This is a genomic window from Photobacterium sp. BZF1 (genome assembly GCF_014349205.1).
Taxonomy (GTDB): domain Bacteria; phylum Pseudomonadota; class Gammaproteobacteria; order Enterobacterales; family Vibrionaceae; genus Photobacterium.
The window spans coordinates 1-14,483 of record NZ_JACSOF010000165.1 but is presented as its reverse complement, the minus strand read 5'-3'; the positions used below and the strand labels follow the sequence as shown (position 1 = coordinate 14,483).

The 14,483-nt window shown below is 47.7% G+C and carries 11 protein-coding genes; 9 read left to right on the top strand and 2 right to left on the bottom strand.

From position 1 onward, the window contains the following. The 9 genes from BIZ37_RS25785 to BIZ37_RS25745 form a co-directional block, all read left to right on the top strand. The coding region (locus BIZ37_RS25785; protein ID WP_187463950.1) for a TfoX/Sxy family DNA transformation protein at positions 1–422 on the top strand (422 nt) is incomplete at its 5' end. A 219-nt stretch (positions 423–641) separates the two neighbouring features. Continuing rightward, positions 642–1,034 (top strand): DUF3624 family protein, encoded by a 393-nt coding sequence (locus BIZ37_RS25780; protein WP_237156948.1) that lies wholly within the window; start codon positions 642–644, stop codon positions 1,032–1,034. A 139-nt stretch (positions 1,035–1,173) separates the two neighbouring features. Further along, positions 1,174–1,761 (top strand): carboxymuconolactone decarboxylase family protein, encoded by a 588-nt coding sequence (locus tag BIZ37_RS25775; RefSeq protein WP_107298416.1) that lies wholly within the window; start codon positions 1,174–1,176, stop codon positions 1,759–1,761. A gap of 10 nt (positions 1,762–1,771) precedes the next feature. Beyond that, positions 1,772–4,036 (top strand): dihydrolipoyl dehydrogenase, encoded by a 2,265-nt coding sequence (gene lpdA / locus BIZ37_RS25770; RefSeq protein WP_187463949.1) that lies wholly within the window; start codon positions 1,772–1,774, stop codon positions 4,034–4,036. Positions 4,037–4,053: 17 nt separating this feature from the next. Beyond that, on the top strand, positions 4,054–5,229 hold the full coding sequence (locus tag BIZ37_RS25765) for an ABC transporter substrate-binding protein (protein ID WP_187463948.1): 1,176 nt from the start codon (positions 4,054–4,056) through the stop codon (positions 5,227–5,229). A 55-nt stretch (positions 5,230–5,284) separates the two neighbouring features. After that, the gene (locus BIZ37_RS25760) at positions 5,285–7,015 is read left to right on the top strand and encodes an ABC transporter permease (RefSeq protein ID WP_187463947.1); all 1,731 of its coding nucleotides are present in this window, start codon (positions 5,285–5,287) and stop codon (positions 7,013–7,015) included. After that, entirely contained in the window at positions 7,012–7,671 is a 660-nt protein-coding gene (locus tag BIZ37_RS25755) for an ATP-binding cassette domain-containing protein (protein WP_187463946.1), read from the top strand. The genes BIZ37_RS25760 and BIZ37_RS25755 overlap by 4 nt, the downstream gene beginning before the upstream one ends. Further along, positions 7,665–8,276, top strand: coding sequence for a CDP-alcohol phosphatidyltransferase family protein (locus tag BIZ37_RS25750; protein ID WP_187463945.1), 612 nt, complete (start codon positions 7,665–7,667; stop codon positions 8,274–8,276). Before BIZ37_RS25755 ends, BIZ37_RS25750 begins: the two co-directional genes overlap by 7 nt. 463 nt (positions 8,277–8,739) lie before the next feature. Beyond that, a complete protein-coding gene (locus tag BIZ37_RS25745; RefSeq protein WP_187463944.1) occupies positions 8,740–10,182 on the top strand; it encodes a catalase in 1,443 nt (480 codons plus the stop codon). 136 nt (positions 10,183–10,318) lie between these two features. On the opposite strand, the gene melB is transcribed toward BIZ37_RS25745, so the two are convergent. Further along, a complete protein-coding gene (melB, locus tag BIZ37_RS25740; RefSeq protein WP_187463943.1) occupies positions 10,319–11,689 on the bottom strand; it encodes a melibiose:sodium transporter MelB in 1,371 nt (456 codons plus the stop codon). Between the two features lie 307 nt (positions 11,690–11,996). Further along, complete coding sequence (locus BIZ37_RS25735; RefSeq protein WP_187463942.1) at positions 11,997–14,120, bottom strand: alpha-galactosidase; 2,124 nt, start codon at positions 14,118–14,120, stop codon at positions 11,997–11,999. Positions 14,121–14,483: the final 363 nt, after the last annotated feature.

The following is a 14,483-nucleotide window of genomic DNA, read 5'->3' as shown; positions in this document are numbered from 1 at the left end:
ATAAAAAGGCAGGGCTTAAACCGTACATATATAAAAAACGTGGCTTTCCGGTTGTAACAAAACATTACGCGATTCCTGATGAATGGTGGAATGACACAAGAAAGATCATTGAGCAGGCTACTCGTTCTCTCGATGCTGCGAAAGTTGATAAAGAAACAAAAGAAAAAGCATCACCAGATCGAATAAAAGACCTACCAAACCTTCGGCTAGCAAATGAAAGAATGCTTAAGAAAGCAGGCATTTTCACTGTGGACGAATTAATGGAAGCAGGCTCTATCAATGCCTTTAAAGCATTGCAAGATACCCACCAAGGCACAGTCAGCATTGATTTGTTATGGGCGCTAGAGGGGGCTATCAGCGGCCAGCACTGGTCGGTTATTCCTAAAGATAGACGCTCCGAGCTACTAGCGAAATTAAGCTAGCAAAACAAAGTGCATATATAAAGAGGCCTTTAAGGTCTCTTTTTTATATTTATTCCGTCAATGATAAGTGTCAATAATCAATCATCCCATTGACAACTTTTTGTCAATTTTCGTTAAATATTGAATTATCTCACAACACTGTTTATAAATCGCTCAACACCCTTTTATTGCAAACTCACGCTTGTAAAATATGTTTCAAAATAGCACCAGGGGGTAATTATGAACTGTTCCAAACCTTTTCCAGGACAGAGCGATCAAATGTTCAAGGATAAGTTTGGCAAGTGGCCGCGAATTATGCGCTTACTTGTTTTGTTTAGCCTGCTTCCTCCCCTCGTCGCTTTTATTCTTGTACAGAATAACATCACCACCTATCAGTCACTTCACAACTTGCTGGTTTCTATCGCTAGCTTAAATGCGTTTTTATTGTTTTGGGGCCTGCTGCTGAAAATCAGGGCACGCAAGTACTGGTACCGTAATTACCATATTGGCAAAACTATGCTGCTTGCCTTTGTCCCTCTGATGGCCTGCGGCTATATTGTGCTCACTGAACTCACCTCTGATAAGGTGATCACTCAGTCAAAACCACAAGCTGTACAAATATCGGTCAACTAACCACTTTTTTCTGCCCACAGTGAAATAATTTGCTTCCTAGTAGGGTCTTTGTCTCATAACTATCTGATAATTTCGGTAATAATTACCGTCGCTATCCTGATAAGCTCACAGTAGCATAACAAAGAGACAAGGGGTCACCGTGCGCATTTCCGCCAAAGAAAACTACTCACTATTTATCAAGCCACTGCTATGGCTACAAAAGCGACACTACGGCAAAGTTCTGAATCCCGCTAAGTTGTGGGGTCGACGCCCTACGCTGTTTTGGCTTGTTGCCGGATTCTTTGGTTATTTGGATCGTCGCTCATCCCCGTTAAGCCCAGTGCTTCGTTCGCTGGTTTGCGTCAGGGTTTCCCAGCTAAATGACTGTGCATTCTGTGTTGATGCCAACGGTATGAAGCTTGCTGAGCGCTGCGATTCTGTCGAGAAAATCAAAGCACTCGCCAACTGGCAGCACAGCGAACTTTTCGATCAACAAGAGCAAGCGGTTTTGGGCTATGTTGAAGCGATGACGATTACTGGCCAGCGCGTGACCGACGAAATGCTTTCAGATTTAAAACAATGGTTTGATGAAGATGCTATTGTTGATTTAACCGCACTGGTCGCTTTCCAGAACCTGTCGGCAAAATTTAACACTGCACTTGATGTACCTGAGCAAGGTTTCTGTTCACTTCCGATCCAGCCCGGTGAGCAGCAATCCACTGATGCCCCTACTCATACGGACAAATAAGGAGCAAATTATGGACAGAAAAAAACTGCTGGTGATCAGTATTGTTGTATCCCTGATTGCTGTTTGGTTTGCGTTTGATCTTGGCCAATACTTTACCCTCGAACAAGCCAAGGCACAGCAGATCGCACTGACTGACACCATCCATGCCAAACCTTTCCTATCAAGCATGGTCTACTTTGTCCTGTACATTGTTGTCACAGCCCTGTCTTTGCCAGGTGCTGCAATCATGACCTTGCTTGGTGCCGCCTTATTCGGATTTTGGTGGAGCCTGTTACTGGTTTCCTTTGCCAGCACGATTGGTGCTACCCTCGCCTTTCTATTCAGCCGCTTTATCCTTCGCGACTGGGTACAAGCGAAGTTCGGTCACCGCCTGTCAGCGATCAACCGAGGCATAGAAAAAGACGGGGCCTTCTACCTATTCACACTACGTTTGATCCCGGTCTTTCCGTTTTTCATCGTTAACTTGCTGATGGGCTTGACTCCGATCTCTACACGTATGTTCTATCTGGTTAGCCAGTTGGGTATGCTTGCAGGCACCGCCGTTTATATCAACGCCGGTACTCAACTCGGCCAGATCGATACCCTCAGCGGCATTATTTCCGCTCCTGTCTTGGTATCCTTGGCTCTGTTGGGGGTTTTCCCGCTTGTCGCAAAAGCCATCATGCAAATTATCAACAAGCGCCGCGTTTACGCGGATTGGGAGAAACCAAACCATTTTGACCAAAATATGGTGGTGATCGGTGCTGGCGCCGGTGGTTTGGTCAGCGCTTACATTGCAGCCGCAGTTAAAGCCAAAGTGACCCTGATTGAACGCCATAAAATGGGTGGTGACTGCCTAAACACCGGCTGTGTCCCTTCAAAAGCCATTATCCGTGCCGCCCATACCATGGCTGAGATCACCCGTGCCAAAGATTTTGGTATTGAGACCGGTGAAGCCAAGGTGGATTTTGCCAAGGTCATGCAGCGTGTCCACAACGTAATTGGTAAAATCGAACCCCATGACAGCGTCGAGCGCTACAGCAAACTGGGTGTAAACTGTGTTTCAGGTGAAGCAACTATTCTGTCGCCATGGGAAGTAGAGGTAAACGGAGAGCGTATTACAACCCGTAATATTGTGATTGCAACCGGTGCCCGACCTCTGGTACCTGGTATCCCCGGCTTGGATAAGGTTAACTACCTGACTTCTGACTCTATTTGGTCTTTGACAGAACAGCCTAAGCGACTACTGGTTCTCGGTGGTGGTCCTATCGGCTGTGAGTTAGCACAAAGCTTCCAGCGCCTGGGTAGCGATGTCACCCTGGTCGAAATGGCGGATCAGCTCCTTATTCGGGAAGATAGTGATGCGGCTGACTTGGTGAAATCGAGCCTTGAGCAAGATGGTGTGGACATTAAAACTGGCCATAAAGCTGTTAAATTCGAATCTATTTCTGACGAGAATGGTAACGAACAACAGCGCGTCTTGCTGGAAACTGCGAACGGTGAATCACTGACTATTGAGTTTGACGCCGTCATGCTCGCCCTTGGACGAGTTGCCAATGTGCAAGGCTTCGGCCTTGAGAAACTGGGTATTACAACCTCTGATCGTGGTACGGTGGAAGTTAATGAATACCTTCAAACTAAGTACCCGAACATCTTTGCCGTTGGCGATGTTGCCGGTCCATTCCAATTGACCCATGCCGCTGCCCACCAAGCATGGTATGCCGCCGTCAATGGGCTATTCGGTCAATTCAAGAAATTCAAAGCTGATTATTCAGTCTTGCCAGCAGCAACATATACCTCACCAGAAGTGGCCCGTGTCGGTATCAATGAAAAAGAAGCCAAGCAACAAGGTATTGATTTTGATATTGTTACCTACGGAATTGATGACTTGGACCGTGCTATTACCGATGGGGAAGATCATGGCTTTATCAAAGTGATCACACCAAAAGGTAAGGATAAAATCCTTGGGGCGACCATTGTTGGTCATAATGCCGGCGAGTTGCTTGCTGAATTTACCCTTGCGATGCGCCACGGCCTAGGTCTGAATAAAATCCTCGGTACCGTGCACCCTTACCCAACCATGAGTGAAGCTGCGAAGTACACGGCTGGGGTATGGAAGCAGGCTAATGCTCCACAAGGACTACTCACTTTGGTTGAAAAATACCATGGCTGGATGCGCAAAGATGAGCAAACAGCAGCTAGCGAGCAACAGTCTGTAGCAGAAAGTAGCGTTGAAATAGACACTGTTGAAACATCACCAAAGCGCAGCAATGAAGGTGCGCTGAGCGAAAAATAGGGATGAAAATTAGGATCATGAAAAAAACACTCCTGGGGCTGGCGCTTGCGCTGGCCTCTGGCCTTGGCACGGCACAAGCGGCTTCCTCCCCAGAGCAGAACTGGGATGACATCGTTGAACAGGCTGATGGACAAACTGTCTACTTCAATGCTTGGGGGGGCAGCCAAGAGATTAATGACTACCTTCGCTGGGCAGGTCGTCAACTGCAAGCCCAGTATGGTGTCAGCCTCAAACACGTTAAAGTCGCTGACATAGCTGAGACCACCCAGCGTTTGCTGGCAGAAAAAGCGGCTGGTAAAAACCAAGGCGGCAGTGTTGATCTGGTTTGGATCAATGGCGAAAACTTCCGTTCGATGAAGCAAAGCAACCTGCTACATGGACCATTCACCCAACAACTACCCAATTGGCAGTATGTTGATACTCGCCTACCGATCGATGAAGACTTCACCGAACCAACAGCGGGCCTTGAAGCCCCATGGGGTGTCGGTCAATTGGTCTTTATCCATGACAAAGAAACCCTGAACAACCCACCAAAGAATTTCGCCGAGCTTTTGAGCCTGGCAAAAGCCTTCCCTGGCAAGGTGAGCTATCCACAGCCCCCAGAGTTTCACGGCAGCAGCTTTCTCAAAGCCGCTTTGCTGGAGCTGACCAATGAACCTGATTCACTCTACACAGCTATAGACAGCCAAACAGAACGTCAGCGTTTTGAACAGGTAACAGCACCATTGTGGCAATACCTCGACCAGCTCCACCCTGTCGCTTGGCAGCAGGGTAAGCGCTTCCCGTCGGGGACCAGTGAAACCATCCAGTTGCTTGATGATCAGCAGTTACTGTTGGCGATAACGTTTAACCCTAATGCTGCCAATGCCGCAATAGAGAATGGCAACTTGGTTGATACGGCCCAAACCTATGCCTTTGAACAAGGTGCACTGTCCAACATTCACTTTTTAGCCATTCCATGGAATGCGCAGGCTAAAGCGGGGGCTCTGGTCACCATCAATTTCCTGATGAGCCCAGAAGCACAAGCGCGTAAGGCTGATGCCAAAATATGGGGGGACCCATCTGTACTTAAACCCGAATCCCTAACTAACAGTGGCGCGCAAGGCTTTTCGTTGTACAAGTCAATTCCTGAGCCACACCCAAGTTGGTTGACCGCCATTGAACTAGAATGGCAAAAGCGCTACGGCAGCTAAAATTAAAAGGCTAGGCCTAAAGGGTGGGAGCCCGCTCCCACCCAATGAGTAATTTATGATTCATCTATTTTTTATTTTTGCCCTTATTCTTTGTTTTTTGCCCCTATTGCCGGGCATTGTCGGGCTGCTACTCCCTTCGCTGTCTTACATCCCGACATTAGGCATTGATAATGTCAGCCTTTCGGCATTCTATGATGTTGCCATCTGGCCGAACCTGACTTCATCAATAGCCTTAAGCTTGTCTACAGGGCTTGGCAGCACCCTACTCGCGCTTTTTTTCACCTATACCATCCTAAAGCGCTATTGGGGAACCGCGCGCTGGCAAAAACTAGAACGTACTCTTTCCCCCATGCTAGCAATGCCGCATGTTGCCTTTGCTATTGGTTTTGCGTTGCTATTTTCTCCCACCGGTTGGGTTTTCAGGCTAATCGACACACTGGGCATATCGGATATGGCGGGTATAAGCCTTATCCAAAACAACCTGACTCAAGATAATTTCGGGATTGGCCTGATGTTGGCACTCGCCATAAAGGAAACACCCTTCCTGCTGATCATGAGTATCCCTATTCTAAAGCAACTCAATGTAGAGCAACTCAGTAAGGTATCTGCTAGCTTGGGCTACAGCCATTTTGAAACGTGGCGGAAAGTCATCCTGCCACAGTGGTTGCCCAAATTGCGCCTCTCCCTGTTTGCCGTTGCGGCTTATGGCTTATCTGTCGTCGATATTGCATTGATTTTGGGCCCGACACGCCCCTCAACCTTGTCAGTCCTTGTATGGCAATGGTTTAACGATCCCGACCTTCAACTTCTTCCCCGTGCTGCTGCGGGTGCATGCCTGTTACTGTTCATTACGGCTGCCAGTCTTGGTCTTATCAGGCTCATCGAATGGTTGAGCTTCAAACACCAGCGAGGATGGATAACCAAAGGCGCCAAAGAAGCTAAACGAAACCAGCAGAAACCTAGGCGTCACCTGGCGTTATACAGCCCATTCATCATTATTCCTATTATGATCGTCCCGCTTCTGGTCGTCTGGTCTTTTGCCCAGCGGTGGCGTTTCCCTGATTTGTTACCGAGCCGGTACAGTGACCGATTCTGGCAACAAGAACTGCCAACTGTGACCGATCTAATGGGCACCAGCCTATCACTGGCCATTGTGTCCAGCACGGTCGCTTTGCTTTTAGTCATTGCATGCCTTGAATACCGCCAAAAATACCAGCGCGCAATTCCTGTTTGGCTTATCGCAATTCCGTTAGTGACGCCGCAACTCTCCCTGTTGTTCGGTATCCAAATCGTGACGTATATGCTCCCCGGCCAGCACTACTGGCTATGGGTCAGTTGGAGCCACTTGATATTTGTCTTCCCTTATATGTACCTAGCCTTAGACGGAGCATGGCGCAGTTATGACTGTCGGCTTGACCAATGTAGCAGAAGTCTTGGCTTAACCGCGTGGCAAACCTGGTGGCGGGTCAAGCGCCCCCAAGTCCAGCCCGCTATTATATTTGGCCTAGCTATCGGGATCAGTGTCAGTCTCGCACAATATTTGCCAACTCAAATGCTGGGGGCAGGACGCATCAGTACAATCACCACCGAGGCTGTCGCTCTCGCAAGTGGCCAAGATCGCAGGGTGATGGCGATATATGGCTTATTGCAGGGCATATTACCTTTTGTTTTCTTTACTCTGGCTATTGTTGCAAATCGCCTGAGCTATCGCTGGCGACACTATCGCCAGCATTCGCGACAAAACACTCATATAACCAATAAATCAAAGGAGTACACTCACGGATGACTTTATCTGTGAAAAACCTAGCAATCCAACACGGTGAAAAAGCCTTGTTCTCACCGGTTAGTTTTGACGTCAGCCCTGGCGAAGTTTTTACCTTAATGGGCCCAAGCGGTTGCGGGAAATCAACATTATTAAGTGCTATTGCCGGACATCTTGTCACAGACTTCTCTTTTTCCGGCGATGTAACCCTCAATGGGTCAAGTGTGATGGCATTGGCGCCCGATCAGCGCAAGATCGGTCTGCTGTTTCAAGATGACCTGCTTTTCCCCCACCTAAGCGTGCTGGAAAACCTCATGTTTGGCATTCCACGCCGCTACAAAGGTAAAGAGCGTGTAGAACGTGCCGAAACAACTTTAACAACGATTGGCTTGCTTCAACTAGCCAGCAAACAGCCTAACGAGATATCTGGTGGCCAACGAGCGAGGATAAGTTTGATGAGGATGCTGCTTTCAGAACCTCAAGCCGTTCTACTGGACGAAGCGTTCAGTAAGCTTGATAAGGCCTTGCGCAATGAATTCCGCCAGTTTGTATTTGATCAAATCCAAAGCCGCCAGATCCCCGCGATCATGGTTACCCATGATCATGATGACATTCCACCTCAAGGCCGGGTATTGAACTGGCCTTGGACAAACGCTGTTCAGGAACAACCAACATGCTAGACAGATATGCGATCAAAGTGATCCGCTGGCCGCTCACTACCTTTTCTGTATTGCCTGATAAGCTCGGCATTACCGCCAATCAGGTCACATTAGCAGGGTTTGTGATTGGTTTGTTTGCCCTACCCGCCTTGGCACTGGAGGCTTACAGTTGGGCATTGGGCTTTATTATCATCAACCGGATCTTCGACGGTCTGGATGGGGCTATCGCTCGCCGGCAAGGTATCACCGACTGTGGCGGATTCCTTGATATCACCTTGGATTTTCTATTTTATTCTATGGTGCCGTTCGGTTTTGTATTAGCCAACCCAGAAGCCAATGCTGTCGCGGGCGCTTTCCTCATTTTCTCATTTATCGGTACCGGTTCCAGCTTTCTTAGCTTTGCCATCATGGCTGGCAAACGTAACATTGAAAGCCCGGTGTATAAGCAAAAATCACTTTACTATATTGGTGGTTTGACAGAAGGGACTGAAACTATTGCTTGTTTTGTTCTGTTCTGCCTATTCCCTGCTCACTTCGCGACTATCGCCTGGGTGTTCGGTACGCTGTGCTGGATAACAACAACGACACGAATCTGGGCTGGGTATCATACGCTCAAAGAAGTGTAGCCTGACAATTAATGACGGCAGCTGACAATGTATTAGCTGCCTCATTATACGATTTACGATATTTTCCTCCGGCAAACTTTTTTCTCTTTACAATTTATCGTTCATAAAGCGAGCACCTCTACAAAGCCCACCTCCCGGCAGCAACATATCAAACAGCGTTTTACCCCGCCTTTTGTAAACCTTTCATTACAGGCAATGTACAGCATAAATAAACTCACCTATTCATAATTAACTTATTTTTTTGTGCGAATTATTCGTCAACTATTCACCTTGAGATTAAAACAAAGCCAAAAACATTCACCAAAACTGTAAATCAAGCTGCACGCTAAACACCTTCCAATCACTTCTCATAAAATGATAATCACTAGTATTTGGAAAAACCTCTAGGTACAGTTGCCATGTACCCGGCAATAGCAATCACTATTCAAATGCCATTAAAAAATATTAATAACTGAGAAAGTATATGAACAAAAAATTAACCACTGCCGCTGGTTGTCCAGTTGCGCATAACCAAAATGTCATGACTGCTGGCCCACGAGGCCCACAGCTGCTGCAAGATGTTTGGTTCTTGGAGAAGTTGGCTCACTTTGACCGTGAAGTTATTCCTGAGCGCCGCATGCACGCCAAAGGCTCTGCTGCTTACGGTACGTTTACTGTTACAAAGGACATTACCAAGTACACCCGCGCTAAGCTTTTCTCCGAGATTGGCAAAAAGACTGAGCTATTCTGTCGCTTCACTACGGTAGCTGGTGAACGCGGTGCTGCTGATGCTGAGCGTGATATTCGCGGTTTTGCCCTGAAATTCTACACAGAAGAAGGTAACTGGGACCTAGTAGGTAACAATACGCCGGTCTTCTTCCTACGTGACCCGCTAAAATTCCCGGACCTAAACCACGCAGTTAAGCGTGATCCGCGTACTAACATGCGTAGCGGCGTTAACAACTGGGATTTCTGGACGTCACTACCAGAAGCATTCCACCAAGTAACAATCGTAATGAGTGATCGCGGTATCCCTGCGACATACCGCCACATGAACGGCTACGGCTCTCATACATTCAGCTTCATCAACTCTGACAATGAGCGTTTCTGGTGTAAGTTCCACTTCAAAACGCAGCAGGGCATCAAGAACCTGACTAACGAAGAAGCGGAAGCAATCATCGGTAAAGACCGTGAAAGCCACCAGCGCGATCTGCTTGAGTCTATCGACAATGGTGATTTCCCTAAATGGACTATGTACGTTCAGATCATGCCGGAGCTAGAAGCAGACGAAGTTAACTTTAACCCGTTTGACCTAACCAAAGTATGGTCACAGAAAGACTACCCACTGATCGAAGTGGGCGAGTTCGAACTAAACCGAAACCCAGAGAACTATTTTGCAGAAGTTGAGCAGTCGGCATTCAACCCAGCAGCTATCGTTCCTGGTATCGGTTTCTCTCCTGATAAAATGCTTCAGGGCCGCCTATTTGCTTACGGCGATGCGCAGCGTTACCGCTTGGGTGTTAACCACCATCAGATCCCGGTAAATGCCCCACGTTGCCCAGTGCACAGCTACCACCGTGACGGTGCGATGCGTGTAGATGGTAACTTTGGTTCGACTATCGGTTATGAACCTAACTACCACAAAGAGTGGGCAGAACAGCCAGATTACTCTGAGCCACCATTGCGCATCAAAGGCCAGGCCGATAACCACGATCACCGTGAAGACGAAGATTACTTCACACAAGGTGGCGATCTATTCCGCCTGATGAACGAAGAGCAGCGCCAGACACTACTAAACAATACAGCGGGCGCCCTACAGGGCGTGCCAGACTTCATTGTTGAGCGTCACGTTAAGCACTGTTACCTTGCTGATGAAGCCTATGGTGCAGGTCTAGAAGCGGCGATTAAAGCACTGAAAGAAGACTAACCATGATGGGCTCGCTGAGTGTTCTCAGGCTACTTAGTGTCGATTGGCTAGTCATATACTACTAAGAGATAAATAAAAAACCGCTACCTTTGGGTAGCGGTTTCTTTTACTGGATTAACCTTTGTACTTATGAGCTTTAAGCCTGAACAGGTTTTGCATCAACCATATCTGCTTCAACATCATCTTTATTAAAGCCATCGTGCAAGCGGTAGTAACGCTGGTAAACAAAACCACTCACAGCCATAAGGATTGCTGGCAGACCAACCATCATAAAGTGAAGACCCATAATGGTATCAGCCGTCTGCTCGACATTTGGTACATAACCCACAACAGACAAGCCCACACCCACAATGAAACCACCCGCTGCACCTGCAAACTTAACTAGCATGGTCTGGACCGAGAAGATAACACTCTCACTGCGGCGACCTGTTTTGTACTCACCGTAGTCAACCACATCAGCAAGCATCACAGTCTGAAGTGCGTTGGCAATACCCACACCGAACTTGATTGCAGCACCGGCAAGGCCAATTAGGAATGCGTTGCCCGGGAACATTACGCCCATCACAAGCAGGACAATACAAGACAGAATCGGGAAGCCACATGCCATTTTCCATAGATGCTTACGAGGTAGCTTAGCCGCGATGCGAGGGAACAAGAACACACCTGCAACTTCCGCCGCACCGGCAACCATCATGTAGACAGGGAACAATTCAGGGTTACCGAGAGCATAAGAGAAGTAGTAGATTGCAAAGCCACCTACAAGCAGGTTAGCAATCTGGAATGACAGTACGGTACCGATCAACGCTTTAAGTTGGTCGTTCTTACCGATAATCACCAATACATCTTTGAAGCTAAATTTCTCTGCCGGCTTGGCGTTGGCTGGCGCTGCTTTCTCTTTAACATTACGGGCAATCAGGAATGCACTCATCACGAACAGAACAGCAATCAGCATTGCAACGTTGAAGAAGCCGTCACCTTGGTTGCCTTCACCCAGCACACCAACAATGTGCAGGCCATAAGTACCCGTGATAAACCATGCAAGGCTTGCAAACAAACGCGGCCATACCACTAATTTCTCACGCTCTTGGCGCTCACTTGAAAGAGCAGGGATCATTGACCAGTATGGGATATCCATAATGGTATAAGTCAGGCCCCAGAGGATATATGCGGCAGCAGCATAAAGGTACAGGGCTGGGCCTTCAAACATATGGGTACTGAACAAGCCAACCAATACGATAGCGTTAAGTAGCGTACCAATGACAATCCATGGGCGGAACTTACCGAACTTAGAACGGGTGTTATCAACAATCACCCCCATCATAGGGTCAGTAACCGCATCAATAATTCGGGCTGCAAGGAAGATCGTACCCACAAAGGCAGCAGATAAGCCGGCAACATCGGTGAAGTAGAACATCAAGAAAATGTAGATCGGAGCACACGCGAAATCTTTACCGAGTGCGCCAAGGCCATATGATAACTTGGTTTGTAGTGTGATTTTGTCAGACATGTTTTATCCTTCAGTCTGTTCCACACCCCTTCCCTAACTAAAAGGGTGCGTACAGCATTTATTTAATTTTTTTTTCCGTCAAGCTCTGGGCTCAAAAGGTATATTAATGATCTACAGAAGGATAACTGTGATCTAAGCCCCAGCCATGGAAACGTTTCCATGGGTTCTGTGAATAGAATGCCAAAGTGCGATTTTGATCACTTAACACACCGTAGCAGCAAAAAATAGCGACATGACATACTGCAAAAGGATAAAAAAATGGGACCTATAAGGTCCCATTATATCGGTTAGATTTTACTGACGAGGATTACTCAGCAATTAACCTAATTAGAATCGCACTCTCGGCATCGAGGATAGGCATCGCTAACCCAGCCTTCTTACACCACTCCCCGCTCAAAGACACGGGTTGCTTCGTCCATGCAGGCTGTTGGTTCACCAAGCCTTCATGGAAGTTAACTGGATGATCAAGCACGGATATCTTATAGACTTTGCTGGCATCCAGTTCAGGGATCCTCAACGCACCACTCAAGGAGTTTGTCGGCATAGCTAACTGGGCCACCATCACCAATGCCTCATTGCCATCTTGGCTGATCACCGCCTTGGCTAACTGGCCATCACTGTCGTCAACCGGGATACGTACCGATTTGCCGCTATGAAGCAAACTACGGAACTCCTTATGCAGCTTGATATAACGCTCAAAGCCAGCCTTTTCTTCAGCCCCCTCCTTCACCGGATCTAGCTCTATACCCATATGGCCAAACAATGCTGTCAAACCACGAAAACGGATATCATGGGTACGACGGGTACTGTGGCAATGGCGCGCACCGATATGGCTTCCCATCACTTCTGGCGGGAAGAAATAACTAAAACCGCGCTGGATCTGCTGGCGTTCCAACGCATCGTTATTATCTGACGTCCAAAAACGATGGGTGCGCTTAAGCACCTCGTAATCAATCCGGCCGCCACCAGCAGCACATGACTCGATTTCGACCTCAGGATGGCGCTCACGGATCTTCTCGACTAATTCATAGTAACGCTTGACCTGGTTGTTACCTGCAGCCCTGCCCTGATGGCCCGGTTGGACAATCTCACGGTTCATGTCCCACTTGATGTAAGCGATATTAAGGGTCGATAAAAAGTGATCGAGCCTTGCCAATAAGTATTCAAAAGCATCATCATTTTGTAGATTTATCGCATACTGATTACGGCCTGTTGGCTGCTCATACCCATCTACAGCAAGCAACCATTCTGGGTGAGTACGGTATAAATCAGAGTCCTTGTTAATCATCTCCGGCTCAAACCACAATCCGAATTCCATGCCCAATTCGTTCACATGGTTTACGATGCCCTCAAGCCCGTTAGGATACTTGGCTTCATCAAGATACCAATCACCCAAAGCCGCTTTGTCGCCATTGCGCCCTTTGAACCAACCATCATCAATAATAAAGCGCTCAACACCCATTTTTGCTGATTCTGTCGCCATCTCTTTGATGTAATCAGGATCATGATCAAAATAGATCCCCTCCCACGTATTGAGGTGGATAGGACGGGCTTTATCACTGATTTGTGGGGCTAAAATAGACTCACGTACATGATCGTGGAACTGCTGACTCATCCGGTTCAGCCCATTGGCACTATGTGTGGCATACAGTACAGGCGTGACCAAACTTTCACCTGGTTGTAGTGACATCTCGCCTGGTAGGTACAACGCCTCGGCCTGAACAACCCGACGCCCGTCAGCCTTAACGTCAACCCGCATACGGTGGTTACCACTCCACGCTAAATGGAAGCCCCAGACATCACCGTCACACTCGCCAAATCCTTTGGTACCTGCAATGAAGGCCGGATAATGTTCATGTGACGTACGGCCACGGCGATTCTCTTGCTGGTAGCCACCTTGCAGCAGAGGTTGGCGTACTTGCTGGAACTCTTTTACCCAACGGCCATAATAGGTGAGAAGCTCATTGGCACGCTCTGGCAAAGGCAGCGTATTGGCCAAGCGGTTAACCTGATACTCCCCTTCACCAGTATTGGTCAGAGTCTGCTTGATTTGGACAACATCGTTGCTATCAACTTCTAGGTGGACGGTTAATGACAGGCCAGCAATAGGGTCGTTACTTTCTACGACCAGGCTGCCCTCTTCATGATGAATCGAAGTAATGCTAAATGCTGGCGACCAATGTTGCCCATTGCGGTGGCCCTCAAGCGCTGGGCTGCCAAAGAGTCCCCGTGCCAACTCTGGGTGCAATGAAACAGGCACATCATTATCTAACCGGCCATAAGGGACTGGGCGTTTCAAGGCAATATCTGCCCCTTGGGGTAGCTCGGCTAATGCTTCTCCCCAGTAAATCACTTCAGCGACTTCTCCAACCTCAACGATCATTTCAGACTGTTGACCTTTCAGACGAATGATTTGCTTATCCATTGTCATGGTTTCCTATTAAGCATGAAATTTCACCTGATCATAATGAAATACCCAGTAGATACTGTGAGCCAACCCGCACACTGGAAACGTTTCCATAGCAAAGTAAAGAGTACAGCTATTTTAAGTAAGATAGTGCTTTCAAATGGAAAGGCTTGTCAGTACAAGCAAAATTTAGCCAGAAAAGAGAACGGGATCTAACGTGACCCCGTAACTCAAAAGAAAATAGAGAGCTTGAGACCTAGTACGTTGAGGAAGCCTTAGCCTTCTTGTCGGCAGCTTCCTTCTTCATTTCGTTGCATTCTGTTATTAACAAATACTTATGAATGAGCTTACCATCAATCACGCAAGGAGGATTAGGAATACCACCAC

Coding starts and splice junctions, on each gene's coding strand:
- BIZ37_RS25780 (WP_237156948.1), top strand. CDS start 642: ATGAACTGTTCCAAACCTTTTCCAGGACAGAGCGATCAAATGTTCAAG.
- lpdA (WP_187463949.1), top strand. CDS start 1,772: ATGGACAGAAAAAAACTGCTGGTGATCAGTATTGTTGTATCCCTGATT.
- BIZ37_RS25765 (WP_187463948.1), top strand. CDS start 4,054: ATGAAAAAAACACTCCTGGGGCTGGCGCTTGCGCTGGCCTCTGGCCTT.
- BIZ37_RS25760 (WP_187463947.1), top strand. CDS start 5,285: ATGATTCATCTATTTTTTATTTTTGCCCTTATTCTTTGTTTTTTGCCC.
- BIZ37_RS25755 (WP_187463946.1), top strand. CDS start 7,012: ATGACTTTATCTGTGAAAAACCTAGCAATCCAACACGGTGAAAAAGCC.
- BIZ37_RS25750 (WP_187463945.1), top strand. CDS start 7,665: ATGCTAGACAGATATGCGATCAAAGTGATCCGCTGGCCGCTCACTACC.
- BIZ37_RS25745 (WP_187463944.1), top strand. CDS start 8,740: ATGAACAAAAAATTAACCACTGCCGCTGGTTGTCCAGTTGCGCATAAC.
- melB (WP_187463943.1), bottom strand. CDS start 11,689: ATGTCTGACAAAATCACACTACAAACCAAGTTATCATATGGCCTTGGC.
- BIZ37_RS25735 (WP_187463942.1), bottom strand. CDS start 14,120: ATGACAATGGATAAGCAAATCATTCGTCTGAAAGGTCAACAGTCTGAA.